Origin of the sequence: Streptomyces sp. CB02980 (assembly GCF_014451325.2) — a bacterium.
Lineage (GTDB): Bacteria > Actinomycetota > Actinomycetes > Streptomycetales > Streptomycetaceae > Streptomyces.
Window position 1 is genome coordinate 121,102 of the sequence record NZ_JACSCH020000001.1, and the last position, 24,430, is coordinate 145,531.

Here is a 24,430-nt window from a genome sequence, read left to right on the forward strand (position 1 = left end):
CCATCCGCAACGCCGCGACGGTCACCTGGTCGGCGGCCACGGCCCAAGGCAACCGGGCCGTGGGCGGAAACGGCGGGGGCGGTGGTGCCGGCAACGCGGCGGGCGGAGGAGGTCTCGGAGGGGAGGGGGACGCGGGGGTCGGTTCGGCAGCGCGGGGGGGGCGAGGGATGCGCCGGAGGCGACGGGGGCCCTCGGGGGCCGATGGTCCGGGTGGCACCGGAGGCGGGGGAAGCGGCGGGGGTGTCTGGAGCGACGGGGTGTTCCACGCGACGGGCGGATTGATCTCGGGGAACTCCGCCGGCGGGAGAATGGGAGGGCCAGGCGGATCAGGGGCGGCCGGGGCGGAGATGCCTCCTGCGGTGCCCACTTCACGACCCAGCCACTCCTCGCCCAGTCCGGCAACACCTTCGCCTCGAGCACGGCCACAGCCGGCCCGGCAGGCGTGAACTACTGCGCCGCGTACGCCACGGGTTGTCCCGGCGGCGCGGGCGGGGGCGGCTTCGGTGGCCCCGCCGGTGCCCTGGGAAAGGGCGGCCATAACAGCGAGGGCGTCTTCGCCGCCGACGGCGGGGCCGGCGCCCAAGGCGGATCCGGAGGCGCCGGGGCCTCGGGCGGTGCCGGAACCGACGGCGACCCAGGAGCCGCCGGCGCCCTCGACCACAACTCAACCCACCTACGCGCTACTTGTAGTACCGCATCAGCTCTCCGTTGGCGCGCAGGTGGTACAGCTGGGTGCTCGAACTCGCGATCATGACCGGGATGGGTCGGCCCGGCAGCCGGAGGTGGCTCACCTGCCCCACCTCGCCGCTCGGCGTGTGCCGGAAGATCTCTCCATTGTCGAGGAGCTGGTACACGTCCCCGGCGGAGGCGCTGATCTCCAAGGTCCGCAGGTCGGTGTCGACCGTGTCCCAGGACGCGCCTCCCAAGTGCCGCAGGATCTGACCGCTGGCCAGCCTGAACTGGTACATGACTCCGCCGCCGGCCTCGATCCGGGTGGCGCCGCTGCCGGCGAAGGCGAGGAACTCCCAGCCGGTCAGGGGCGTGCCGGTGTACCGGAAGATCGCACCCGTGGTGTGCCGCTGGTACAGCTGGTTGCCGTCGGCGACGATCTGAGTCGTGAACGGGTTGTTGTCCAGGAGCTGCCACCCGGTCATGGGCGTGCCGGTGTACCGGAAGATCGCACCGGAGTTGTGACGCTGGTAGAGGTTCCCTCCGGACGCGGTGAGCTGCGCGGTGGCGGTGTTGTTGTCCAGCTGCTGCCAGCCCCCCAGCGGGGTGCCGGTGTACCGGAGGATCGCGCCGCTGGTGTGACGCAGCTGGTACAGCTCGCCTCCGTCGGCGACGATCTGTGTCGTCGTGGGGTTCAGGTCGAGTGCCACCCAACCGATCATGGGCGTTCCGGTGTACTCGAAGACCGCGCCCGTGCTGTGGCGCTGGTAGAGCCGGTTGCCTGACGCGGCGAGCTGGACGGTGGCCGGGTTGCCGTCGAGCTGCTGCCAGTAGAGGCTGCGCGCGCGCCTCTTGTCGTTCGCCGTCGGCACCCGCCTCAGGGTGTTGGGATCGAAGAACGCCCACATGACGTCATGCTGCATGCCGACTCCGGCCGCGTGCCGCATGCCGATGAGATGGCCGATCTCGTGGAGGGCGACGCTCTCCACGTCGAAGCAGTCGGGCTCGGCCCCTATGCGCCACTTGTGCTCGTCCTTGTCGAAGTGGAGCGGCTTGGGCATATCGGGCGTCCCGCACCCCGGCGGCGGGAAGGAATGTGCGTGGCGTGGGCCTACCAGGAGGGGGTAGTCGGGGTCGTTCGCCGGAACCCAACTGACCATGAAGTCGGGGTTGGCCCCCGAGGACACCTCGGTGAACGTGATGGGGAGGAGGGCTTGCCACGTGGCAAACGCGGTCCGCACGGCGGTGAACTCGTCGTCACCGGGTATCTGAACGGTCCCCGCGCCGAACGCGTAGGTGAAGTGGTTCTTGTCCCAGGCGCACATGGGCCCGTTGACGCTGTGGAGGATGGGCTCTCCGATCGCGCGGAAGACCGGGTCCGGGTCACCCATGAACCCGCAGCGGGACTTCAGCATGACCTCGCGCGTCCGTTCGTCGAACGAACCCGTAGGCGTGAGCGCGCTGTGCTCCTGGAACCTGGCCAGGGCCAGTGAGGTGATGTTGTCGAGGCGCCCGGCTTCGTAGGAGTGCGCCGGAAGGTACCCCAGCTCTTCCAGGAACTTCTGAACGTACTCGAAGCCGTCCTGCCTCTTGCCGGGTTTGGTGATGGCGACACCGGTGATGGTAGGTCTCGACTCGGTTGTGTGCTGTCCCATGGCGGACTCCTCCGGTGTCGACGGGAATCGAACCGAGTCCTGCAGGAACGGGGTACACGTTCAGTCTCCTGCGGGGCGACACCCCCCGCAATCCGGTGTGGCCACGCGTCTTCTTCCGCCCCGCGGCGTGCGTCGCGGCCCCCGTGGCGCTGCATCTTGCTGCATGTCATGCGCGAGCCTCAACCGCGCTTCCACGTGATGGCAGCCGGCACCCCCAGCAGCGCGCGGAGGTACACCGCAGACCCCCCGCGTACATCCAGCGGACCCATGCCCAACCAAGGGCGCAACGGATGCCGTCGTGCTGGTAGTCCCGCAACGCAGCCGCAGTGGAGTGCTGCTTCACGTCGGCCGGGGCCGCCGCGATCATGTTCAGCGCCGCGTCGAGACGAGCAGTCTGCTCGACGGAGAGGGCGCGGACCTGGGTCTCGGCCGGCTCAATGAAGACGATTCGCCCGAACCGCCAGGCAGGATCGAGCGTCCGCCTCAGTGCAGTTGGTCGTCAGACGGAATCGGCTCCGCCACTGACCGGGGCTGACGGGCCGCTGACGCTTGCGGCTGAGGCGGCGTGCGGTGCTCGTGGCAGGATCCCCGGCATGAGCGACTGGGGGATCCGCCCTGATCACTGTCGGAATGGCCATCTTGGGCAGCATCACGACCGCGTGCCGCCCTCGGCATCTCCTGTGTGGGTCGCGATGGCCTTTGTCCGGCACGCGAGCAGACTGCGGAGAGCTTCTGACCCAGCTTCGTTGCGCATCTGCTCCTCGTGAACGAGGAGCCATCGCGCTCCCGCTTCGACCTCAGCCCACGCCAGTCGGCTGCGCCGGTTCTCGGCGCGTCTTACGTCACTGCGAAGAAAGCCCGCCCCTGCTGCGAATCCTGCGGACACAAGGGCCAGCAGTGCCGCTGGAACACGGGCATCCGGCGATGACAACCCAGCAGCGCCGGAAAGCGCGGCAAGCACCGCAGCGGGGAAACCGAGCGTGACATCCATGAGAGACCAGAAACGGATGCGATGGTGGGCAGCGCGTTCCAGCCGTTCCGCTTCAGCCAGCACACGCTCGACCTCAGCTCGGAGGAGCGCCCCCTGCCCCTGCCGACTACCCGGATGCTGCCTGTTGTCACCAGCCACGAGCTCATGATGGCCCGGAATCCGAGCAGTGATCACCGAGCCACGCTCGTGCCGTCGGTCGAAGCTGGCAAGATCACCGACATGAGTGAGTGGGGGGTGCCCTGACCCCTGCCGGGTCGGCCACCGTGGGCAGCGCTGTAGCGGAGTTCCCCAAGGAGCGTCGCCGTACCGCTGCCTATAGCATGGAAGTTGACACCTTGCTGGATTGGAGGAGTCGAAATGGTAGAGATGGTGAATATTCAGTCCTTCAATCGTCAGGACATGTACGTTCAGTCGCATAATTTTGAAGGTGAACTGAATCCGTTCGATCCGAACAGGAAGTCCCGCTTCGTCTTCCAAGTCGAGCGCGGCCAAGCGTTCGACGGCACGGAGACTGTACCGACAGTCCGCTTCAAGTCCGTCCGTCTGGACGAGGGAAATTTCTACCTACGCCATCGGAACTTCCGGCTCTATCTTGAGGCGTGGAACCCCGCCACGCCGGTCGACGTCTTCGCCGACGATTCACTCTACTTCGTGCGTGGCGGCAAGTCTGGAAACGTGGATGCCGGCTGGATCTCCTTCCAGTCGTTCAACTTCCGCGACCGATGGATCCGGCACCGCGACTATCACGTCTACGTCGAATCCCTCGGCGTCAACCCGGCTTCGGCAAGGGAAGACGCCACATTCAAGATGGTGCCGACAAGCTGGTTCTTCTTGGAGCCGTAGATCGGCTTACTCGCAACCAGCCGCTGAACAGGTCCTGTTCTCGCATAGCTGCGGACACGTGGTGGCATCCGGGCGGCGCTTGGTGGCGTCGGCAACATCACCGACCCGGATGGAGGGTCAGCTCGTCACGCGGATCCCTTCCCCGACCGGATGGAAGCCCTCGTGGAGGAGCTCATCGAACTCGCCGATCCGGCCGCGGCGTCCCCAGGGACCGGGACTTCGGACGCCTTGCTGTTGGCCGGTTCGTGCACGACTCTGGCGTACCTGACCGGCCCGGTGACAGGGTGAACGGCACGCGGCCTTCCGCACCGCTCGCCCGCGGACCTGGCCGTCGGCCCTGCTCCGCGACGCCCGCGGCAGTCATGGCCGCGCCTGCCTCCCGGCTCCCCACGGGAGGCCATAGGTGCGCTTGGGGAGGCCAGCTCACCACGAAGACATGTCAGAGTGCCCAATGCCACCGTGAACGGGCATGGTGACACCCGTCTTTCAGGCGAGGTTGATCGTGAAGCGCCTCGTGCCGGGAGCGATCGTTTCGGCGTGGATGGAGCCGCGAGCCCGGTTGTATTTGCCGGTACCGCCAGTGATGCCGTTGTCGAACGAGGGGGGAGGGCCCGGGTTGAGATGGCCGAAGACCATCCCCTGCACCGAGAGCTGGCCACCCGGGAGGGTGTAGGTCACGACGCACACCTCCGCTCCGCCGTTGTCGACCCGGGTGGTGTCGCAGGTGCCGCCGGTCTCGCCGACCTGCTTGCCGTCCTGGTCGGAAAGGATCGAGCGGAAGACGGTCCGATCGCCCTGGGCGGGGGCACCGCCGGGGTTGACGGGGAAGCGCGTCTGCTCCGCGAGCCGACCGATGAGGATGATGACCTTGTCTTTGCCCTTGGCGTGGACCGAATCGGTGCCGGCCGCGCCAGCGGCCGCGACAGGGGCGCCGACGAGAAGGGCGACCAGCGCAGTGGCCGTTCCAAGACAGGCTGCTCTGATGGGGCGCATGAAGTTGCTCCTGAGATTGATGCTCATGGATGGTCCGGTGACACATCCATAGCCTCAGCTCCGCCTCGCCCAGCGCGATCACCGGAAGATCCGACCGATCGGACGCGCCCGGCCGAGAGGCGACGGCCCGCCCGACCACGGTCTTCACGGCACCGGCGTCCCCTCATCACGCAGCGCACGTCCTGACCCGGACATCCGCCGGCCATACGCGGTGGCCGGCCCACGCAACGCCTTCGACGCACCCGACCGGCCACACGCCGGTGCCCCCGTCTTCCGCTGGGGACGTCGCGGAAGACGGGGGCACCCCTGGGTGGGGTCAGCGGGCGGTGGTGGTGGCCCCAGGACTCGGTGTCCACGGTGCGGCCACGATCGTCACGCAGTCCGCCCCGTGACGACCCTGGCGGTTACGGCCGGACGAATTCTCTTTCGGCATCGGACCGTTCATGACGACGTCTCACGGCACCGTGATCCCCCAGCCGAGATCATGTGAAGACGCCGCCCAGGGCGCCCTCACAGGCTGACCTCTACAGGTTCTTCAGCCTGCGCTCCAGTTCCTTGACGTCGATGGCCCGGGGGTCGCTCGAACTCACGTCGTTGCCGTTGGCGTCCGTCAGGGGGTCCGCGAATTCTGCGATGCGGGGAGAGGTGTCCCCGCGTTGCGCGGCTCCCCTGACGTAGTCCATGAGCGAGCGCGATGTCGGGGTGATGGCTCCTGTGGCGGTCATTCCGGGGTCGAACCTGTCGGAGATGCTTCGGTTCGTGCTGGCGTCGCCGCCCCGCAGGTTGGTGATGGTGTCCGCCGTGCTGTGTGCCGCGTCATGGAGGAACTTCACATAGCTCTTGATCTTTCCCACGACCTGCGCGGAAGTGCCGGACTTCGTTCCGAGCGCCTTGAGGTCGCTCACGTTGACGCTGTCGTCGTACATCGCGCCGAGCGTGGATATCTCCTTCCGTAGTTTGAAGGCCCGCTCCGACGCGGCTGTCGCCTTCTGGCCCCCTCCAGTGAGGTTGACCAGGCCGTTGATGATGGTGCTGCCGAAGGTGGCGGACTTGCGGATCGCGCTGTCGAGCAATTCGTACGTCCCCTGGTACGAGAGGCGGTGATTGCGGTCTACCTCCATGTCCTGAAGATGATATTTGCCGGTCTTGTCCTTTGCTTTGCCGACGTAGTTCTCGTAGGGGTTGAGCGTGCGTGACGAGGTGGCGGGCGTCCTTCCGGTGAGGCCGTTCGTCAGCGACTCACCCATGGAGGGGCGAGAGGCGTAGAAACTCTTCGCTTTACCGGATTTCCCTCGCTGGACCACCGTCCCGACGGGTGCGGCGGAGGACTCTCCCCGAGACTTCCGCTGCACGGGACGCGAGGCGCGCATGACGGTTCGCGCGTTGGCTTCGGCTTCGCGCTCGAATCGGTCGGACGGGTCGGAGACCTTGAGCCCCGAACCGTTGTCGGTGCCGGCGACGGGCCCCAGCCGCTGCTGGATGACATGGGTGAGCTCATGGGCGAGGGTGTGCTTGTCGCCGCCGCCGTCGCCGATGACGACGTGGTTGCCACTGGTGTAGGCGCGGGCACCGACTTCGGCGGCGGAGGCCTTGGCGGCGGCGTCGGCGTGGACGCGGACGTCGGAGAAGTCCGCGCCGAGACGGGTTTCCATGTCGGTCCGGGTGGCGTCGTCCAAGGGGCGTCCGGCGGTACGGAGCACGTCGTGGACGGCGGAGCGCTGCACAGCGGGCGCCGACCGCTCGGTCTGCTGATGCCCGCAGCCCGCGCCGTGCTGGTGCTGTTCCTGGGCCCACGGGTGTCCGGCCTCGCGGAGCATCTGGAGGACCGCGGCATTGCCCGCGGCCGCTTGCAACGCCACCAGCCCCGCGGGCATTCTCGCGGGCCGAGCCTGCGGGGCGGCTTGGTGCGGCCGCTCGCGTCCTTGAACGCCGGCTGTCCGCGCCAGGCCGCTGCGGGGGTGACTAGGCGGCAGGGTCATGGCGTTTGCCTTTCGAGAGCGGGGTGGCTGCTTGCCCAGCCGCTGCCCCGTCAGGGCCCCTCACATCGGTGACGCGTCGTGACACGGCGAGGTGATCGGGCGATGTGAGGCAGTATCAACGAACCCGTTGTCGTATGGCTGACGTCCGGCTAACGCTCCGCCATCGGGGGCGAGCGCGGCATCGCAACCGCCCGTGTGGAGGCGCGCGCAGCAGGCGATCGCGCCAAGGGGCGGGCGCCGAACCCGAAGAGGGCGTCCCCGCAAGCGGCCGGACAGAGTGCGTGCCGACAAGGCGTACGGCTCCCGGAAGAACCGTGCCTACCTGCGCCGACATGGGATCCGGTGCACGATCCCGGAGAAGAAGGACCAGGTTCGCAACCGTAAGAAGTTCGGCTCCCGCGGTGGCAGGCCGCCGACGTTCGACAAGGCCGACCACCGCGAGAGGCACGCGGTCGAATGCGGGATCAATCGCCTCAAGCGCCACCGGGCCGTGGCCACGAGATACGACAAACTCGCCGTCCGCTACGAAGCAACCGTGCTGGTCGCGGCCATCAATGAGTGGCTGTGCCCCCGCGGCCGCAGCAGCCTTCAGTTAACCCTTTGCCGAGGAGCCGATAGACCAGCTAGGTTCTCCCAGCCGTCCATAGTGATCCGGACCGGCACTGTCGACGAGGAGGTGTGGAGCACATGCGCAGGAGTGCCCAGCAGTTGAGCCCGCGTACTGACCTTTGCCACCTCCTCACGACGGAGACACCTTGTCGCTCCGCATCACCCCTCTGACCGACCCCGCTCACGGGGCGCACAGCCGACGCCTTGCATGGCTGGCGTCCGACGCCGATACCAACCCTGTCGGGACGGCCTTTCTGCGCCTGTTCGATGGCGGACAAGAGCACCTGGCCGAACTGACCCTCCACGTCCATCCTGTGGAGCGCCGCAAGGGCGTCGGCTCCCGGCTACTCGACACTGTCGTGGCCGCCGCCCGGGACAACACCCGGCGCTGCGTCGTAGCGCAGGCCGGGGCCGGATCACCCGGCGACCACTTCCTGCCGGCCCGCGGCTTCCGCAAGGTCCTCACCCTGAGGTACTCCCGCCTGCCCCTGGCCGATGTGGACATCCCCTCCCTGGCAGAGATCATTGAGCGTCCGCATTCCGGCTACCGGCTGGCGTCCTGGCAGGGAACCGTCCCCGACGATCTCGCCCAGACCTTCGCCGACTCACGTCGCGCCATGGACGACATGCCCATGGAGGACACCGACCACGGCACCACGACCTGGGACGTGGACCGGGTCCGGGCTGCGGCGAAGGCCGTCGAACAGCGCGGCGACCACCTGCACACCGTCGTCGCCATCGACACCTCCAACGGCTCGATCGCCGGGTTCACCGAACTCGTCGTGCCCGGCGGCGGCACTGGTGATGCCCAGCACTACGGCACCGGCGTGCTGCCTGAGCACCGCGGACACGGCCTCGGCCGCTGGATGAAGGCCGAGTCGATCCGTCAAGCCCACGGGCACTACCCGGACCTCGGCGGCCTCCTGACCGACACCGCCGACAGCAACACGCACATGAGACACATCAGCGACAGCCTCGGCTACCTGCCCACGCACACGACACTTCAGTATCAGCTCGACCTGTAGAGACGAGCGGACGGGCCGGACCTGGGCATCACCTCGTCCGGCCCGTCGGCACTTTCACAACAGGCACTACTGATCTCTTCGTTGGTTCTGTGGGGCTGGTGGGCGGAGAGTGAGCCCGGTGTGGGTGAGGAAGGGCCAGGGCGGTTGCGGGTTGCCGTTGATGCGGTGGATGCCTTGCTCGGTCGCTTCTGCGACGTCGGCGAGGTGGTCACCGGCAAGTTTGGCGAGTTCGCGTTTCTTGAGCGAGGACCACAGCAGTTCCACCGGGTTGAGCACGGGCGCGTAAGCGGGTAGTCGCTCGAGGCTGAGCCAGTCCTGCTCGGCGACCCAGGCCTGCATCGCCCGGCTCCAGTGGGCGGGCAGTCCGTCCCAGACCAGCACCACTCGTTCCCCGCGGTAGAACACTTTCATCTGCTCCAGGACCTCGATGAGTCCAGCGGTGTCATAGCTGCCGGGTTGAGGTGGAAGCACAACCGAGAACCTCGATCGGGGGCGGCGGCGTGGTAGCCGAGGGCCGCAGCCATCGAGGCAGGCTTCCAGTTCAGCCGGTGCCGCAGGAGCGGGGCGCGGCCACGGGGTGCATAGGTGCGGCGGACCTCGGCAGCAAAGAGCTCGGGCCACTCGGGCCGCTGCAGACTCCATCCGAGCCGGCCGGTCAGCAACCGCCACACCGACGCCCTCGACAGCGTCACTCCTGTCACCCGCATGACGACCGCACCGACTCGCTCCAGGGTCCACAGATCGGCCTCGAAGCCATACGCCTGGGCACCTTGTTCCAACGCGGACCGCACCCGCTCGACCTGGTCCTCGTCCAGCTTGGGCGGACGCCCGGTGGCCGGACGCCCGGTGGCCGGACGCCCGGTGGCCGGACGCCGGCGCAAAGCATCGGTACCGCCCCTCACTCAGACACGTCTCCACCGGCGGACCCGCTGCCCGCTATGCGGCGCTTCCGGATCACCGCCGTCAACACCGAGCCAGGCGGCACCATCGGCGTCGGCTACGCACCCGAGGACTGCTCCGCCACAAGCGGCCACCCAAGGCTCCACGGCTGCCTGCTGCCTCGCGTAGGCCGGCGGCCGTTTCTTTCAGATCATCCGGATCGTTCCGCTCGCCGCTCACCAGTTACAGCACCGGGAGCGGACCGACGCCCACCCCACCCCGCCCGGCCAGAGTCCCTCCCGCGCGTTCTGACCGCGCGCCAGGAGTCCGACGGCGCCGGCGTTGTCGGTCCCCGGTGTTAGCGTCGACACCATGGCGAACCGTTCATACCTTTACTCCGCGGACTCGATGCCGAACGAGGCGGAGATCCCCAAGCGGGTCCGATGCATATCCGAGCACAACTGGGACATCCCGCTCGCGCACAAGCTCATGGTGGGGCGCGGAACGACGATCGTCCCGTCCATGATCTGGAACCCACCCATCGGCATCGCCGCACGCTACGCCGACGGGGCGGCCCTGCTCCGCGACCTCCTGCGCGCGGTCGGCAAGGGCCTGGAAGAAGACGCCGAGTTCGCCGAATGCGTTGCCAGGACCACTGCCCACCTCGAGAAAGAGCAGGCGAAGTACTTCCTCCTGGAGACCGGGGAGATCGTCTCGATGTCGGATGACGATCCGGTAGCGAGCGTGCAGCGTCTGGCATCCGAGGACATCCCCGACGCCGTCGCCAAGGCCGAGGCGGCAATCGCCGGCCAGAACGACGACTGGCTCGCCTCGGTCCGAGCCGACTGGCAGAGACACTTCGCGTCCTTCTACAGCGAAGCGCTCTACTTCTCCTTCCCCAACTGACGAGACCCGCGGCCCGGTTCCGGGCGATTCCGGCCTGATCCGAGAGCCACGACCCAGTGGTCGCGCACGTCAGAGGTCCTGTCGGGAGCAGCCCCTCCAGCTACTCCCCCACCGGTGGTGGAGCAGCCTTCGGCCGCTCCACACAGGGGCTCCGTCACAGATCCGCCAGGCTCCCCAAACACCCCTTGGGGCGAGGGCCTGTTTGACCCCCGCCCGAGTTGGGCGCTACGGGTTGTCCCGTAACGTTCTTCGAGTCGGTGGGCCCGTGATCGGCTGCTGCCGCTTGGCTCGTCTACCGGCCGAGTGCGAGGTTGTGCAGGTGGGCGATTCCGCTCATCGCGTGATGGAGCCTCGCCCTTCAACCGGCAATCACCGAGGACCTTTCCAGGTCTTCATGCGGGCGAGAACGTGAACGAGGTGGCGCCGGCGGGCGGCCGGGCCACTCGACCGCCCGCTGCGGATCGACGAGGGGCACCGGAACCCTCGTGTCCTGTCCGGTCGCCGATCCGGGCCCGAACCCGAACCGGTGCGACTCCCGTCCTCAGAGAAGACCGGACGACGTCTCCTTGCCAAGACGCACATCCAGGGCGTCTTGGGCGAGCCCGAGTGAGATAAGGCGCGCGTCGGCCAGGCCGTAGACCTCCCCGTGGATCTCATCGGAGAAGGGCGTCAAGCCGCCGTCATTCCTGTAATAGCCCCCGTCCATGGCCTTTCCGATGCCGCTGTTCGTCGAGGAGACACCGAAGCGGAGATTCTTCGGACTGTTCGAGACCGTGGAGACCAACTGGCGGAACACGGCCTGCGTCTGATTGACCGGCTGGTTCCTCAGGGTCACGAACTGGTTGATGGCGGTCTGTACGTCGTTGCCCGGAACGCAGGCCCGGAAGAAGTTCAGCGTGGCCTGTTGGTGAGCCTGGTCCGTGTGGTCGTAGTTCTGGGCGGCACTTTCGAGGATCTTCGCGATGTAGTGATCGGACAGCCGATGGTTCCGGGACATGGAGACGCCGGCCGGGGTCGCTCCCACGCCACCGTTGGGACCGGTGAAGTTGTTGTGTCCCCACTGGTCGTAGGGGTTGAACGTTCCGCCCTGCGCCTGGATCTCCTCCGCGCGGAGCTGTGCTCCGGGAGAGGCGAGGGCTCCGGTCTGGTACGGGAGGATCTGCCGTGTGGCGGCGTCCGGGATGTTCGGTCTGGTGTAACCCTGCCCGTAGTTGAAGTTCGGGTTTCCAGCAGCGATGGTCTGCTGGTTGAGGTATTGCAGCTGTTGCTGCATCTGATCATGCCGCTCCTGTTGCAGCTGGGCCATCTGCTGCGGGGTCAGCCGGGGTGGCCCCATCATGCGTTGGACCGCCGGGTGGGCGGGGGTGGATCGTGCCTGGCCGGTGGAGGCGGACTCGGGGACCGCAACGGTCCGCGGCTCGGGGTCGCTGGCCATCGCCTTGCTCGCGTTGGCTTCCGCCTCCCGTTCGAAACGGTCTGTGGGGTCGCTGATGGACAGGCCCGAACCGTTGTCGCTGCCGGAGACGGGGCCCTGGCGTTGCTGGATGACGTGGGTGAGCTCGTGGGCCAGGGTGTGCTTGTCGCCGCCGCCCTCGCCGAGGACGACGCTGTTGCCCGAGGTGTAGGCGCGGGCGCCGATCTCGCTCGCAGAGGCGCGGGCGGCGCTTCCGTCGTGGACGCGGACGTCGGAGAAGTCGGCGCCCAGCCGGGCCTCCATTTCGGCGCGCAGCGGTGTTTCCAACGGCCGCCCGGCCCCGAGCAGCACCTGGTGCACGGTCGACCGCTGCACGGCGGGTCCTTCCACGGCCTCCTGGTGGCCGCAGCCCGCACCGTGCTGGTGCTGCTCCACCGCCTGGGGCTGGGCGTGAGGATGGCCGGCGAGCTGGAGCGCGCGCACCACGGCCGCGTTCCCGGCGGCACGCTGGAGGGCCAGAAGCCCTGCGGGACCCATGGGCTCGGGCCTCCTGGGGCCGGGCGGTTTCTTCGCGGGGGCATGACGTACTTCGTGCTGGTGTGACATCGGTGAGCTCCGGGCGTAGGTCCAGCGGATAGTCGCAAGATCGCCTGACCCGGACGGCGAGGGAAGGCGCGGGAGGGCAGTGTGACGGGCACCCTTCGTTGCCCTGCCTCCCCTGCGCCCGTGGCCACCGCCCGGCCCTTCGGCGAACCGCAGGCACGGGCGCCCCTGCGGCCCAGCCTTCGTGGCTGAGACAGGGCCACAACCCGTCCCACAAACAGGTCCGAGCCCGGGTCAATCACGTCTATGCCTGTATGAAGAGCTGGAAGCCCCCCTGCGGCTGCCAACGGCCGGCCCCGTCCGTCGCAGGCCAGGTGGATCTTGCTGGTCAGCCCGCCGCGAGAGCGTCCGAGCCCACGTTCTTCGAGCAAGGCGGAAGGCATGTTCCATCACGTCGTCGACGGTGCCCGTGATCACTCGCTCGGAGCAAGCGGCACCCTTCAGCTCCGAGGTGGCACCACGGGCCGGAGGCACGTGGTTGGCGTACTCGGTGATGGCGTTGCAGCCCGCCCACGCCGTTCCCCGGATAGCTGCCTGGGTGTCCGCGTACTCCAATCGGTTCCGGATGGTGTACCAGTGGGCGAGCCGATTGTTCCTGTTCCAGGTGGGCTGAGGATTCGTGAACTGCGCACGCGGAGACGAATGAGCGTCAGGCCGGCCTCGCGACCGACACTCGGCGGGGGCACCTACCGGCGCGTCAGCCCGTGGCGGTCGGCCCAGTCGTTGATCGCCGCGGCCAGCTCCTCGGGGCGGTCCTCCGGGGAGTGGTGGCCAGCGATCCCGTGGTGGGAGATCTCCAGGCCGGCCATGTTCTCCTCGCACCAGGCCACCGCGCCCTGGTCGGTCATCGCGCCCGGTCCCGGCTCGAACGCGGCGAGCAGCTTGGGCGTTTCGGGGCTGGCGGCCAGCCAGGCGTCGTAGCGCTCGACGCGTGCCACCACGTCGGCGGGCTCGTCGTCCAGCGGCATCATGCGCGTCCACGCCAGTATCGGACGGCGGCTCTGTGGGGTCGGGAACGGGCGGCGGTAGACCTCCAGGTCGACGGGGTCGAGCGGAGTGGCGAGCGTGCCCGGGAGCCCCTCGATGAACAGTGCCTTCTCCAGGATCATCTCCTCGCCGACCCCGGGGGTGCGCAGGAGGGTGAACAGTTCACGCCCGGCCGCCGGGAATTCGTCGCCGACGAGCGGCTTGATGATCGTCTCGGTGAAGGCGAGGCCACGGACGCGGCCCGGAAGGCGGGCGGCGCGGTCGAACGCGAGGGCGCCGCCCCAGTCGTGGCCGACGAGGACGGCCTCGTCGAGCCCGAGGGCGTCGAACCAGGCGTCGAGGTAGCGGGCGTGGTCGTCGAAGGAGTAGGCGAGGTCGGGCTTCCCGGACTCGCCCATGCCGATGAGGTCGGGGGCGAGAAGGCGGCGACCGGGCGCGGCCACGCCCGGCAGGACGTTGCGCCAGAGATGGGAGGAGGTGGGGTTGCCGTGGAGGAAGACGAACGGCAGTCCGTCGGGGTCGCCGGACTCGCGGTAGTGGAGGGTGGAGTCGAGTACGGGGATGGTGGGCATGGCGGTGTCACTTCGCTTTCGGTGATTCGGGAAATGCAACGGCGGATTCGTATCGGGGACTCGTACCGGGAGTCAGAGGTTGAGGCTCAGGACGCGGTCGACGGCTATCTCGATGACGGCCAGGTCCGGTGGGCCGGGCGGGGCCGCTCGGTAGCGGGCGGTGTAGCGGCGGACCGCTTCGGCCAGGTGTAGGGGGTCGTCGGTGACGGTGGCCCGGCCTTCGAGGGTGGCCCAGCGCACGCCGTCCACCTGGCAGAGCGCGGCCCGGGCCACCGGGCCGGCTGCTGCCACGTTGTGGGCCTTGCGGGCTCCCGCCCGGGTGGTCACGCGGGCCAGGCCGGTGGCCGCGTCGAAGGTGAAGCGGACGGGGGTGACGTGCGGGGTGCCGTCGGGGCGGAGGGTGGTCAGGGTGGCCGTGTGGGGGCGGGTGAGGAACCCCTGCATGCCGCCCGTGAGTTCGATGGTCGTCCGGCTCACTTCTTTTTCACGCCCTCGTTCCAGATCAGCTTGGCGATGTTCGGCTTCACTGCCGTGGTGACGACGCCCATGGCCGTTCGGACGTACCGCCGCTCCTCCAGCTCGTGCAGCATGCTCGCGGCGAGGTCGCAGCGGGCGGTGAAGACGCCGTCGGCGCTGGTCTCGGCCGTGCGGTAGTCCGTGACGGCGGGGTGCTCGAAGAGGCCCGAGGGCCGTACGAGGGTCCAGTCGAGGTCCGTGGCGCGGATCTCGGCCTCCATGCGGCGCATGTCCTCGTGGAGTGTGCGGCCGAGACGTCGGTTCACCAGCGGGTCGAGCACGTGGTTGAAGAAGTGCGCGCCGGTGGGGCGCCAGTTCGGGTCGGCGATGCTGGAGCTGACGACGAGCAGCCGCTTGATGCCGTGGCGAGCCATGCCCTCGGTGATGGCCGTGGCGCTCGCCGAGTACGTGGTGATGGTCTCCTTGCTGAAGCGTGCACCCAGCGCGGACAGGGCGGCGTCGGTCCCGCCGAGCGCGGCGTGGACAGCAGCCGGATCGGTGGCGTCGGCGACGGCCACGGTGAGACCGGGCCGCGCGGGGAGGGAGCCGGGCCGGCGGGTCACGGCCACGACCTCATGGCCGGCGGCAAGGGCTTGGTCGGTGAGGTGGCGGCCGGTCGGTCCGTTGGCGCCGAAGACTGCGATACGCATGATGCCGGGTCATCCCTTCGTGTGATTGTCGGAACGCCCTTGACTGTGCCGATCACGAAACGCAGGCTCAACGCTGATGAATAACGCCGCCCCTGCCCCCGCCCGCACCCGAGGCCGCCCCCGAGGCAACCCGCCGACCCGCGAGTCGATCGTCTCGGCGGCCCGTGCGCTGTTCCTGGAGCGCGGCTACCGGCGCACCACCTTGCGTGCGGTGGCCGGGGTCGCCGGGGTCGACCCCGCGCTGATCGCCTATCACTTCGGCTCGAAGAAGGGCCTGTTCGCGGATGTGATGCAGTTTCAGTGCGCCAACGCGCTCGCGGTGGAGGACGTCCTGGGCGGCGACCCGGCCACACTCCCCGGCCGTCTGATCGACGCGGTGACGGATCTGTGGGAGGACGCCGACTTCCGCCGGCTCACCGGGCAGGGCGACGAGGCCGCAGAGGTGATCCGCGAATACCTGGAACACGAGTTGCTGGCCCGGCTTGTTGAATTTCTCGGCGGTCGGGAAGCGACCGCCCGCGCCACGGCCGTGGTGACTGTGCTCGGCGGCCTCATCTACACCCGCTACCTCAACCCGCTCCCCACCCCCGCCACCCTCACCCCGTCCGAGACCCGCCGCGTACTGATCCCGACACTCCGCGCGGCCCTGGCTACACGGCCGCGCACCGTGTGACGGCTGCTCGGGGCGCCCATGGGGAGACGAAACGACTCAGTGAGACCGGGGGCGCAACAGATGCAGCACGTATGCACCCGGAGCCGGCTGAAGCCCGCGCGAGCGAGGCCGACGGCGCCTCGTCACCCGCTTCTCCGCCCGGCCCTCGGTGTCCTGCCTGCACCTGCACGGCGCGCCCCCCTGTGCGGGGGCCGGGCTGGCGGGCCGACTCGGACATCGAGCCTGGCCGCGGGCTTTAGGCGCATCGTCCACGGGCCCGTCCGTATCGGCCGCGAGTCCCGCACCGTGCGGCCAGAGGGTCAAGGGCGGGATCTGAGCCGGCGCAGGGTGTACCCGCCCGCTGCGGGGTCCAGGTGCTTGGTGGTCTCCTTGAAGAGGTATTCGGCCCGCTCATAGGAGAGGCGGCGGCGGCCCGTGTCGGGGCACAGGTCGGTCTGTGCGGGTGTCCGGGCGGGGCCGGGTCGCCGGTCGGAGAGGAACACCGGCCCCCGGGTCCGGCCGGCCAGCAACTCGGGCAGGAGCCGAGCGGTCCCGGAGCGCCAGGTCACCCAGGTGCCTCCCGTGCGGGCCCTGCGCTCCTCCAGGTCCAGGTCCTCGACGTTCAGGGACAGCACGGCTTTCGCTCCGGCCGCGGACTCGTACAGGAGCCGCCACAGCGTGTGTTCACGCATCGGCAGCTCCGGGCGACTCCAGAGCGCGTCGAGCTGTGCGGGGCTGAGCGCCGGCGTCCGGGGGCGGGTCTCGGCGCGACGGTCCAGGCCGGCCGCGAGGTCGCCCAGGGACGCCCACGCGCTGAAGGACCTCACGGCCGCGCGGTGCCGGTTCCACGTCGCGGCCGCGGATTCACCCCACGCCGTCGCGAACACCCGCGCCACCTCCTCGGCCGTCAGGGAGGCCAGCGGCATTCGGTCACCGAGGGCCAGGCACAGGCGCCTCAGGGTCTGTCCGTAGGAGCGGATCGTAGCCGCGTCCAGATCGTCACGGCTCAGGAAGTCGTGGGTAGCCCGACCGAGTGTGGGGCCCGGCGGGCCGACGTCCTCGATCGCTTCCGCCCGTCGGTGCAGAAAAGCACGCTCGGCGGCGTTCCTCGTGAGGGAGGCCGCCCGGTGAAACTCCCGCCGCGCTTCCTGGTGCCGGCCCAGGCGGGCCAGTAGATCGCCCCTGACGCTGGGCAGGAGATGGTAGTCGCGCAAGCTGGGATCGGTGGTCAGCGCATCGGCCAGGTCGAGGCCTTCCTGCGGCCCGTACGCCATCCCGAGCGCCACCGCACGGTTGAGGTGAACGATCGGTGTCGGCACGAGCTGCGCCAACGCCCGGTACAGGGCCGCAATCTGGGCCCAGTCGGTGTCCTCTGCGTCATGTGCCTGCGCATGGCACACGGCAATGGCGGCCTGCAGCAGATACGGTCCGGGCGGTCCGCCGGCTTCCCGTGCCCGCAGCATCGCGGTGAAGCCGCGCCGGATGAGCAACTGGTCCCAGCGTCCCCTGTTCTGCTCGTGCAGTTGGACCGGCTCGCCCGACGGGCCGGTACGCGCGGCCGAGCGGGAGGCCTGGATCTCCATCAGCGCCACCAACGCGTGCACCTCGGCTTCCTGAGGTGCCAGCTCGGCCAGCAGCCGGCCCAGACGCAACGCTTCGAGACAGAGCCCGGGCCGCATCAGGTCCTCGCCGGAGGTGGCCGCGTAGCCCTCGTTGAAGACGAGGTAGATGACCTCCAGCACGGATGAGAGACGTTCGGTCAGTTCCGCGCCGTCCGGCAGGTCGAACGGCACCTGCTCCTCGGCCAGTGTCCGCTTGGCCGCTGCGATGCGCTGGGTGATCACCGTCCCGGTGACGAGGAAGGCCCTCGCGATCTCCTCGGCCGTCAGACCGCCCAGTAACCGGAGCGTAAGGGCGACTCGGGCCTCGGTCGCCAGAACGGGATGGCAGGAAATGAGCATCAGCCGCAGGACGTCGTCCTGTCCGGGCTCCGACTCGCCCGGCTGCTGTTCCAGCTCGTGGGCGAGCTGTTCCTGCTTGCGCGTCAGCCGCTGAGAGCGCCGGATGTGGTCGACGGCCCGCCGCTTGGCGGTGGTCGTCAGCCAGGCGCCGGGGTTGTCGGGTACGCCTGTGCTCGGCCACTGCTCCAGCGCGGCGACGAGCGCGTCCTGGGCCAGCTCCTCGGCGAGGCCGACGTCGTGCACCATCCGCGTGAGCGCTGCGACGATCTTGGCCGACTCGAGCTTCCAGACCGCAGCCACCGTGCGACGGGTATCCAGCACAGGCACGATGACAACACCTGCCCCGACTTGTTCGCAAGCCGGGGCAGGTGCACGTCGCCGTTCAGGGCGCGAACCCGCCGAGGGCTCAGGGGCCGAAGACCTGCTGGACCACGCTCTCGCCGTCACCGACGATCCTTCGGAAGCGGCGGGCCAGCTCGACCGCCTCCTCCTTCGAGCGGACCTCGATGAGCGCGAAGCCGGCCACGGCCTCCTTGGCCTCGGTGAATGGGCCGTCCGTCACCGTGATCTCCTCGCCGGCAGACCTCACAAGGACGCCGCCCGGCTCCAGGCCACCGGTGGCCAACAGCACACCGGCCGCCGTCAACTCCTCTACGAACCTGCCCATTTCGGCATACAGCTTCTCGTCGGGGGCGGTGTCGGACGGCCTGGTCGTCATCAGGTAGCGCATTCATTCCCTCATCTCATCGTGCGGTTTCGACCGCTTCTGCCAACACGACGAACAAGGCGATGTGACAGGGAACGTCTGCATTCCCTGTCACATCGCCCGATCGACGTGTCGGCACAAGCACCACACTTCGAACCCGAGAGGCAGACATCATGAGCACCCGGACCGCCACCACCGCCGTGCCCGCCACCACGACCGGAACCCCGGCCCGCCCCACCACCCGCTCCCTGCTCACCTGCGCGGTCGTGGCCTCTCCGCTGTGGGCGGCCCTCTCGCTGGCCCAAGCCGCCAGCCGCGACGGCTTCGACATCACCCGCCACCCGCTGAGCGCCCTGAGCAACGGCTCGCTCGGCTGGCTCCAGATCGCCAACTTCCTCGTCGCCGGAATCCTGCTCGCCATCGGCGCGACCGGGCTCCGCAGAGCGCTGCACGGCACCCCCGGGGGCACCTGGGCCCCTCGGCTGGTCCGGATCGGCGGCATCGGCATGATCGCCGCAGGGCTGTTCGTGATGGACCCGGTCGACGGCTTCCCCGCGGGCGCCCCCGCCGCGGAGGCCGCCGCGCTCACCTGGCACAGCTACGCCCACTTCGCCGCAGGATCGGTCACCTTCACCTCCCTGATCGCCGCCTGCTACGTGCTGGGCCGCCACTTCGGCCGCATCGGCAACCGCGGCTACGCCATCGCCTCCCGCGTCGCCGGCACCACCCTCCTGATCGGCAACGGCTGGGCGATGGGCGGCGGCACGGCCGGCACCCTGACGCTTGCCGTCGGTGCCATCACCGCCATGCTCACGATCTCCGTGATCGCGAACCGGTACCGCCGCGGCCACTGAGCCACGCCCCAGACGGCACCCCTCTTGGGGCGCCTGGTATCTGCCCAGCACAACCCCCAAACGGGTCAGCTTGGTTGAGCCGTGACGGCAAGACGCCGCCGACAGCTACATCGGCCTGGATACGTCAGTGCTGCCGTCCGGCCGACCAGGTCCGGGGCCTCATCGAGCAGTTGCGCAGCGCCCGGCGAACATGGTCCGTGCCGTGCTGATGCAGCAGCAGGGCCCTGAGCCGGCGGGGCCAGGCAGGAGTTGCACCTGCCCGGAACAGGCCGATTGCCCGCTCTCCCCACGCGGCTCATGCCGGAGGAGAAGCACTTCTCGCGGACGTACTCGGCGCGAACTGCCTCTGCCACGACATCGGGCGGGAGCCGACACGACGGGCCTCGGCAAACGCGGCCTTGGAAGCACCGGCGGCTCGGTCGGTGCTTGGCGGCCCCGGCAGCCCGAAATCAGGTGGCACCGAGTCCCGCTGCAGTGCCATGCTCCAGGCAGCAAAGGGGCGTAGCTCAGCCCGGCCAGAGCAACGGACTCCAAACCCGTACGCCGCAGGTTCGAATCCTGCCGCCCCTGCCATTACACCTCGACCACGACCACTCCGTCGGCCTTCGGAACAATCTCCGGTGGCGGGTCCCCGGCGAGGGAGCGTTCTCCGTAGGTCGGTAACTCCCCGCGCAGTCCGCGTAGGCAGGGCTCGAAGTACGGCACTGGAAGTGCCCACGCAGATGCCGATACACGCTCGCGGGTGCCGTATCGACGACGCCGGTCGACACTGCGGCAGCGAACTGCCCCATTGCCCTCCGCCCCACCACATCGAAGATGTGCCTCGCCGCCTTTCGTGCTCCGACCTGATCCACATCGAGGAACTCGCGCAGCCCGTGGTCCGTGTCACCCAGGCTGAGCCGGCGGTGGAGGTCGTTCCTGCCATACATGCCGGGCGCGGTGATCTCCATCAGCGGCTTCGCCCACTGGCAGAAGACCTCGAGCGCGCTGCGGTCCGGATGCCAAGGCACATGCTCAGCGAACTGACTTTCTCGCTACGCCACCAGCGCCGGAGCCAGAGTGACCGCAGCCCCGGCTCTCTCGCGGCACGGGGTCCCGCCCACATGCTTCGATTCGCATTCCATGGCAGCGCGGTAGTCCCGATCGCCGACATAAAGCATGAACCCGGCGGGGAGACGAAACGCGTTCGCCGTATGGAAGAGGTGTCGCAGCTGCCGTCCGGGAGTGCTACGGGGTGCTGGAAGCCGATTTGTCACCTTCGCCCGTCCCGCTTGATGTTCTTCGCCTGCACAAGGCAGCCGAAGCATTCCCCGGAGCGGTCCACCCACCACCAGAGATAGTCCGACCCGGCCTTCCTGCTTCTTGTTGAACTTGGCGTACCGCATTTCCGGGATGACGGACAGGCAGAAGCGCTGGGTGAGGTACTCCTCGTCCCGTACTCCCTCAAGGGCGAGAAGCCGGCCCATCTCCGTCTCGACCTCAGCGGTTGCGCGGCAAAACGCCGATGCACGGAAGTAGCGCTGCCTGCTGTGCCCTCTTCCGTCATGCCGTTGGTCGCTCCCCCGCTGTCAGGCGTTCAGGGCATCAGGAGTGCCTCTGACATCCCGGGCAGCGCCAGAACTGCCCAGGCTCTGTCGTAGCAGGGCCCGGCTGGTTCATGGGCGGCGTCAGGCCCTCCGGCGCGCCCTTTCCCTCAGGCCGCCCATCCCTGGCAGCGGCGGCCGCTACTGAACTTGATTGGGTGATGTCGGGACCGTTCGCCTGATAGCTCCTGGTCCGTTCCGGTAGCCCTGGACTGTGAGATACGCGCAGGGCGGCGGCTTGACCGACGCCGGGAGGGCAGCGCGGGAGCGGATCCGGCTGCAGGCTGTGGAACGCTTCGAGGGCGGTGAGAAGAACCGGGAGATCGCCGCCGCGCTGCGGGTGTCGGAGCGGTCGGTGGAGCGGTGGCGTCGGCGATGGCGGGAGGCCGGAGCGACCGGGGTGCGATCGAAGGGCTCCCCGGGGCGCCCGAGGCTGAGCGATTCGCAAATAGCCAGACTGGAGCGTGAGTTGGAGTACGGACCGCTCACCCACGGCTGGGCTGACCAGCGGTGGACGCTGGCCCGGGTGAAGACGCTGATAGGCCGACTCTTCCACGTTTCGTACACGGTAGAGGGCACGTGGCGGCTGCTGAAGCGTCACGGGTGGTCGTGGCAGCAGCCGGCCCGCCGGGCGATCGAGCGCGACGATGCGGCGGTAGAACTGTGGAAGAAGGAGGTCTGGCCGCGGGTAAAAGCGCCGCGGCGGCCCGTGGAGCCTGGGTCGTCTTCGAGGACGAAGCCGGACAGTCCATGAGGCCGCCGCGCGCCAGGACCTGGGGCCGCATCGGCCACACACCCGTCGTCCGCGTCCGCGCCAGGGGGTCCGGACGGGTATCGATGGCCGGAATGACCTGCTTCAAACAGGGCGAGCGGTCCCGGATGTTCTACAGCTTCCTCGTCTACCGGGGGCGCAAGGGCGAGCCGAAGGGCTTCACCTGGCGGGACTACCGCGACCTCATCGTGCGGGCGCACATCCAGCTCGGCGGTCCGATCGTCCTGATCTGGGACAATCTGCGCGCTCACCTGATGCCGCCGATGAGAGCGTTCATCGAAGCCAACGCCGACTGGCTGACCGTCTTCCAGCTGCCCTCCTACCCGCCCGACCTCAACCCGCAGGAAGGCGTCTGGGCGCTGGTCAAACGAACCATCGGCAACCTCGCCGCACCAAACCTCGACCAGATGGCCAGGGCCGTGAAGCGCAGCCTCAAGCAGATCCAGTACCGCCCTGACCTCGTCGACGGCTGCATCGCTGCCACCGGCTTGAGTCTGGATGGCTGACCGCAACCGGGAGCCGGTCCCGGGTCATGCATCCCAGTCCGCGTAGTCCCCCATCTCCACGTCGTCGCAGAAGGTCTCCCAGAACCCATCGGGCACGAGCGCGGTCTCGTCAATGCCGGAGAGGAGGCCGCGCAACTCTTCCGCCACCTCGTATGTCTCCTCGTCGCCCTCGGCGTAGAAGGGGAAGCGTGCGATCACGGCCCCGACGCATCGGTTGAACGAGTCGAGGTCCCTGTTCACGTGCCTAATCACTGCTGGCTCGCTCGTGGGAGTCTCCACCACGTGACCGCTGGCCACATCAACGGCGATGGTGATACTTCCGAACAGGCCACTCACCGCGAAACCTACCAGCCCCCGCTCACCGAGGTCCGCGAAGTACACCGGCTCGCTCAGCGGTCGGTACTCGTAACCGATCAGCCCGCATGGGATACCAGCCTTCCCGAGATCGACAGCAACCTGGGCGGGCACCTCGGGCGGGACCTCAAGCGGAATCAAGACGAACTCGGGTTTCGGCAACTGCGGCAACGGCTGGTTCACGGGAGGATCCTCCCCCGACGGACTGCTCGGCAACACCCACAGGCCCGCGACTCCCGCCAGGCAGCCAGCCCCGACATCACTCAATCAAGTTCAGTAGTCAGCCACCACCAGACACCAGGCCAGCCGGGATCGCGCTGTCCAGGCAAAGTGAGCGCCCGCCTCTCGCGGGATGTAAGGCCGGCGCTCACCGACACTTCCGCTGCCGGGCCCGGTCCGGATGCAGTACGCCTGAACCCGATTCCGTCTGGACGGCGTAAGCGAGGATCAAGCTGTCGTCGTTCGCCCGCCCGCCCGACGAGCAGGGCGGACGGCGCCGTCCGGATCGGTTGAGATCTCCGGCACGCCTCCTTCCCGAAGCCGAGCGGGCACACAGCTACCCGCGCGCCCCAGCCAGACGCCGGCTTGTGAGCGACAGCGGGATGAGGACCACCCCTGAGATCACTTGCAGTACAGCCCATTAGCTTGCCGATTGACCTCGGCGCGAGATGAGCCGGGCGAGTGTCTCTGTGGGCCAGCAGAGCCATGCGAGAAGCGGGCTCATGACCACGAACCAGTGGACACTGATTCGGCCCTGCTCCTTGTCCAGGATCGCTGGAGCCTCATCCCGGTAGACGTAGCGGAGGTAGCGGCGGCGGACCGGCCCGCCAGCCATCAGCAGCACTGGTGAGGCGACGAGGATGGCCAACGGGGCCAGGACTTTCGCGGCGGTGAGCTTCGCCTTCTCCTCGTATCGCATGCGCTCAGCCTGTCGTCTAACCTCAACTCCTTGAAGGGGTGGGTATGGATCAGGCGGTCTTCGAGTCCATCAGGTACTCAGCTGGGTGCCAGGACTGCGGTGCGGAGTTGGAGTGCTGGGGCGTCCAAGCCCTGGTCCATGGCTCCTTGCGCTGGGACACGGAGTCCAGGTGTTCAGCCTGCGGGTTTGCGATAGCTGACTGCGGCGGTGATCTGCCTTCCGAACTACGGGGGCGGCTGCTCTCCGAGCGGGGACCAGCCCGCCTCCAGGTGGATCCATCAGCGAGGAACGCTGCGATCATGCGGGTTCTGCGGGCAGAACTTGGCATAGGTCTGGTGGAAGTCAAGACCCTGCTGAGGGAGGTCTTGGCGGGAGCCCACGCGGGCACGATGCCTGAGATCGAGTTCCTGGCCCGCAAGCTGCGGGCGTCTGGCGTCGATGCTGTTTCCGCTCGGCCGTAGATGTCGGCGTACTCCTCAATGCGCTCAGGCAAGTACGGACGAGTGCCTCTTCAATAGCAGCAACTTCGAGGAGCTTGTAGAGGCCGACGAGCCTCGTTTTGCCGCTGGCCAGGACCACCCTCAAGACCGTCTCCCGCCCCACGGGAGCCAAGGGGTACGCCGTCCTCCCGCGCCGCGGGCCAGTCGAACGCACGCTGGGATGGATCATGAACGCCCGCCGCAACGCGAGAGACTACGAACGTCTCCCGCAGCATTCCGAGGCTCACCTGAACTGGTCCCTCATCACCCTCATGACCAGGCGACTCACGAGGAAAAGGCCTGCCCCCAGGCTGGACGAAGAAGGCTGCGGCCACCTGAGGTCCGAGGCAGAC

The 24,430-nt window shown here is 68.5% G+C and carries 22 protein-coding genes, 1 tRNA gene and 3 pseudogenes; 11 read left to right on the forward strand and 15 right to left on the reverse strand.

What is annotated here, in order from left to right:
• Positions 1–680 precede the first annotated feature (680 nt).
• Positions 681–2,324, reverse strand: coding sequence for a matrixin family metalloprotease (locus E0F75_RS00610; RefSeq protein WP_187620441.1), 1,644 nt, complete (start codon positions 2,322–2,324; stop codon positions 681–683).
• Positions 2,325–3,336: 1,012 nt separating this feature from the next.
• Here E0F75_RS00610 and E0F75_RS00615 point away from each other — a divergent pair.
• Both E0F75_RS00615 and E0F75_RS00620 read left to right on the forward strand, forming a co-directional pair.
• Positions 3,337–3,558, forward strand: coding sequence for a hypothetical protein (locus tag E0F75_RS00615; protein ID WP_187620442.1), 222 nt, complete (start codon positions 3,337–3,339; stop codon positions 3,556–3,558).
• 114 nt (positions 3,559–3,672) lie between these two features.
• The gene (locus E0F75_RS00620) at positions 3,673–4,158 is read left to right on the forward strand and encodes an AbfB domain-containing protein (protein ID WP_187620443.1); all 486 of its coding nucleotides are present in this window, start codon (positions 3,673–3,675) and stop codon (positions 4,156–4,158) included.
• Between the two features lie 486 nt (positions 4,159–4,644).
• On the opposite strand, the gene E0F75_RS00625 is transcribed toward E0F75_RS00620, so the two are convergent.
• Both E0F75_RS00625 and E0F75_RS40615 read right to left on the reverse strand, forming a co-directional pair.
• Positions 4,645–5,178, reverse strand: coding sequence for a hypothetical protein (locus tag E0F75_RS00625; RefSeq protein ID WP_187620444.1), 534 nt, complete (start codon positions 5,176–5,178; stop codon positions 4,645–4,647).
• A gap of 497 nt (positions 5,179–5,675) precedes the next feature.
• Positions 5,676–6,827: a DUF4157 domain-containing protein gene (locus E0F75_RS40615; protein ID WP_374115350.1), complete on the reverse strand. Its 1,152-nt coding sequence runs from the start codon at positions 6,825–6,827 to the stop codon at positions 5,676–5,678.
• 496 nt (positions 6,828–7,323) lie between these two features.
• Between E0F75_RS40615 and E0F75_RS40620 the strand changes: the two genes are divergently transcribed.
• Positions 7,324–7,842 carry a transposase gene (locus tag E0F75_RS40620; RefSeq protein WP_374115351.1) on the forward strand — a complete coding sequence of 173 codons (519 nt, stop codon included), beginning with the start codon at positions 7,324–7,326 and terminating at the stop codon, positions 7,840–7,842.
• A gap of 43 nt (positions 7,843–7,885) precedes the next feature.
• Positions 7,886–8,764 carry a GNAT family N-acetyltransferase gene (locus E0F75_RS00640; protein ID WP_187620445.1) on the forward strand — a complete coding sequence of 293 codons (879 nt, stop codon included), beginning with the start codon at positions 7,886–7,888 and terminating at the stop codon, positions 8,762–8,764.
• 66 nt (positions 8,765–8,830) lie between these two features.
• Here the strand turns inward: E0F75_RS00640 and E0F75_RS00645 are convergent, their stop codons facing one another.
• Positions 8,831–9,175, reverse strand: a complete 345-nt coding sequence (locus tag E0F75_RS00645; RefSeq protein WP_229312401.1) for a transposase — start codon at positions 9,173–9,175, stop codon at positions 8,831–8,833.
• Complete coding sequence (locus tag E0F75_RS40625; RefSeq protein ID WP_374115352.1) at positions 9,172–9,666, reverse strand: winged helix-turn-helix domain-containing protein; 495 nt, start codon at positions 9,664–9,666, stop codon at positions 9,172–9,174. The genes E0F75_RS00645 and E0F75_RS40625 overlap by 4 nt, the downstream gene beginning before the upstream one ends.
• Positions 9,667–10,015: 349 nt before the next feature.
• Here E0F75_RS40625 and E0F75_RS00650 point away from each other — a divergent pair, with 349 nt between their 5' ends.
• On the forward strand, positions 10,016–10,549 hold the full coding sequence (locus E0F75_RS00650) for a hypothetical protein (RefSeq protein ID WP_187620448.1): 534 nt from the start codon (positions 10,016–10,018) through the stop codon (positions 10,547–10,549).
• A 541-nt stretch (positions 10,550–11,090) separates the two neighbouring features.
• On the opposite strand, the gene E0F75_RS00655 is transcribed toward E0F75_RS00650, so the two are convergent.
• The 6 genes and pseudogenes from E0F75_RS00655 to E0F75_RS00675 form a co-directional block, all read right to left on the reverse strand.
• The gene (locus E0F75_RS00655; protein WP_229312402.1) at positions 11,091–12,500 is read right to left on the reverse strand and encodes a DUF4157 domain-containing protein; all 1,410 of its coding nucleotides are present in this window, start codon (positions 12,498–12,500) and stop codon (positions 11,091–11,093) included.
• Between the two features lie 347 nt (positions 12,501–12,847).
• Positions 12,848–12,934, reverse strand: a pseudogene (locus E0F75_RS40630) (IS5/IS1182 family transposase); the annotation flags it as partial.
• A gap of 94 nt (positions 12,935–13,028) precedes the next feature.
• Positions 13,029–13,286 (reverse strand): annotated as a pseudogene (locus tag E0F75_RS40635) (DUF932 domain-containing protein); the annotation flags it as partial.
• A complete protein-coding gene (locus E0F75_RS00665) occupies positions 13,253–14,164 on the reverse strand; it encodes a haloalkane dehalogenase (protein WP_267499277.1) in 912 nt (303 codons plus the stop codon). The pseudogene E0F75_RS40635 and the gene E0F75_RS00665, both read right to left, overlap by 34 nt.
• A 33-nt stretch (positions 14,165–14,197) precedes the next feature.
• Positions 14,198–14,569 (reverse strand): pyridoxamine 5'-phosphate oxidase family protein, encoded by a 372-nt coding sequence (locus E0F75_RS00670; protein WP_187620977.1) that lies wholly within the window; start codon positions 14,567–14,569, stop codon positions 14,198–14,200.
• Positions 14,570–14,598: 29 nt separating this feature from the next.
• Complete coding sequence (locus E0F75_RS00675; protein ID WP_187620451.1) at positions 14,599–15,291, reverse strand: NAD(P)-dependent oxidoreductase; 693 nt, start codon at positions 15,289–15,291, stop codon at positions 14,599–14,601.
• Positions 15,292–15,367: 76 nt separating this feature from the next.
• Between E0F75_RS00675 and E0F75_RS00680 the strand changes: the two genes are divergently transcribed.
• On the forward strand, positions 15,368–15,964 hold the full coding sequence (locus tag E0F75_RS00680; protein WP_187620452.1) for a TetR/AcrR family transcriptional regulator: 597 nt from the start codon (positions 15,368–15,370) through the stop codon (positions 15,962–15,964).
• A gap of 299 nt (positions 15,965–16,263) precedes the next feature.
• Here E0F75_RS00680 and E0F75_RS00685 read toward each other — a convergent pair whose 3' ends face one another.
• Entirely contained in the window at positions 16,264–18,351 is a 2,088-nt protein-coding gene (locus E0F75_RS00685; protein ID WP_229312403.1) for a sigma-70 family RNA polymerase sigma factor, read from the reverse strand.
• The gene (locus E0F75_RS00690; RefSeq protein ID WP_187620453.1) at positions 18,311–18,634 is read right to left on the reverse strand and encodes a YciI family protein; all 324 of its coding nucleotides are present in this window, start codon (positions 18,632–18,634) and stop codon (positions 18,311–18,313) included. The genes E0F75_RS00685 and E0F75_RS00690 overlap by 41 nt, the downstream gene beginning before the upstream one ends.
• A 149-nt stretch (positions 18,635–18,783) precedes the next feature.
• Here E0F75_RS00690 and E0F75_RS00695 point away from each other — a divergent pair, with 149 nt between their 5' ends.
• The 4 genes from E0F75_RS00695 (at position 18,784) to E0F75_RS00710 (ending at position 22,325) form a co-directional block, all read left to right on the forward strand.
• Positions 18,784–19,464, forward strand: a complete 681-nt coding sequence (locus tag E0F75_RS00695) for a DUF998 domain-containing protein (protein WP_187620454.1) — start codon at positions 18,784–18,786, stop codon at positions 19,462–19,464.
• 495 nt (positions 19,465–19,959) lie between these two features.
• Positions 19,960–20,037, forward strand: a tRNA-Trp gene (locus tag E0F75_RS00700).
• Between the two features lie 1,224 nt (positions 20,038–21,261).
• The gene (locus E0F75_RS00705) at positions 21,262–21,801 is read left to right on the forward strand and encodes a winged helix-turn-helix domain-containing protein (protein ID WP_187620455.1); all 540 of its coding nucleotides are present in this window, start codon (positions 21,262–21,264) and stop codon (positions 21,799–21,801) included.
• A complete protein-coding gene (locus tag E0F75_RS00710; protein ID WP_229312404.1) occupies positions 21,798–22,325 on the forward strand; it encodes a transposase in 528 nt (175 codons plus the stop codon). The genes E0F75_RS00705 and E0F75_RS00710 overlap by 4 nt, the downstream gene beginning before the upstream one ends.
• A gap of 24 nt (positions 22,326–22,349) precedes the next feature.
• Here the strand turns inward: E0F75_RS00710 and E0F75_RS00715 are convergent, their stop codons facing one another.
• Complete coding sequence (locus E0F75_RS00715; protein WP_187620457.1) at positions 22,350–22,862, reverse strand: SUKH-4 family immunity protein; 513 nt, start codon at positions 22,860–22,862, stop codon at positions 22,350–22,352.
• Positions 22,863–23,319: 457 nt separating this feature from the next.
• Entirely contained in the window at positions 23,320–23,598 is a 279-nt protein-coding gene (locus tag E0F75_RS00720; RefSeq protein ID WP_187620458.1) for a hypothetical protein, read from the reverse strand.
• A gap of 577 nt (positions 23,599–24,175) precedes the next feature.
• Here E0F75_RS00720 and E0F75_RS00725 point away from each other — a divergent pair.
• Positions 24,176–24,416: pseudogene (locus tag E0F75_RS00725) on the forward strand (IS5/IS1182 family transposase); the annotation flags it as partial.
• Positions 24,417–24,430 lie beyond the last annotated feature (14 nt).

Coding starts and splice junctions, on each gene's coding strand:
- E0F75_RS00720 (WP_187620458.1), bottom strand. CDS start 23,598: ATGCGATACGAGGAGAAGGCGAAGCTCACCGCCGCGAAAGTCCTGGCC.
- E0F75_RS00675 (WP_187620451.1), bottom strand. CDS start 15,291: ATGCGTATCGCAGTCTTCGGCGCCAACGGACCGACCGGCCGCCACCTC.
- E0F75_RS00615 (WP_187620442.1), top strand. CDS start 3,337: ATGGTGGGCAGCGCGTTCCAGCCGTTCCGCTTCAGCCAGCACACGCTC.
- E0F75_RS00610 (WP_187620441.1), bottom strand. CDS start 2,324: ATGGGACAGCACACAACCGAGTCGAGACCTACCATCACCGGTGTCGCC.
- E0F75_RS00650 (WP_187620448.1), top strand. CDS start 10,016: ATGGCGAACCGTTCATACCTTTACTCCGCGGACTCGATGCCGAACGAG.
- E0F75_RS00655 (WP_229312402.1), bottom strand. CDS start 12,500: ATGGGTCCCGCAGGGCTTCTGGCCCTCCAGCGTGCCGCCGGGAACGCG.
- E0F75_RS00690 (WP_187620453.1), bottom strand. CDS start 18,634: ATGCGCTACCTGATGACGACCAGGCCGTCCGACACCGCCCCCGACGAG.
- E0F75_RS00710 (WP_229312404.1), top strand. CDS start 21,798: ATGAGGCCGCCGCGCGCCAGGACCTGGGGCCGCATCGGCCACACACCC.
- E0F75_RS00695 (WP_187620454.1), top strand. CDS start 18,784: ATGAGCACCCGGACCGCCACCACCGCCGTGCCCGCCACCACGACCGGA.
- E0F75_RS00670 (WP_187620977.1), bottom strand. CDS start 14,569: ATGCAGGGGTTCCTCACCCGCCCCCACACGGCCACCCTGACCACCCTC.
- E0F75_RS00645 (WP_229312401.1), bottom strand. CDS start 9,175: ATGAAAGTGTTCTACCGCGGGGAACGAGTGGTGCTGGTCTGGGACGGA.
- E0F75_RS00625 (WP_187620444.1), bottom strand. CDS start 5,178: ATGAGCATCAATCTCAGGAGCAACTTCATGCGCCCCATCAGAGCAGCC.
- E0F75_RS00620 (WP_187620443.1), top strand. CDS start 3,673: ATGGTAGAGATGGTGAATATTCAGTCCTTCAATCGTCAGGACATGTAC.
- E0F75_RS00680 (WP_187620452.1), top strand. CDS start 15,368: ATGAATAACGCCGCCCCTGCCCCCGCCCGCACCCGAGGCCGCCCCCGA.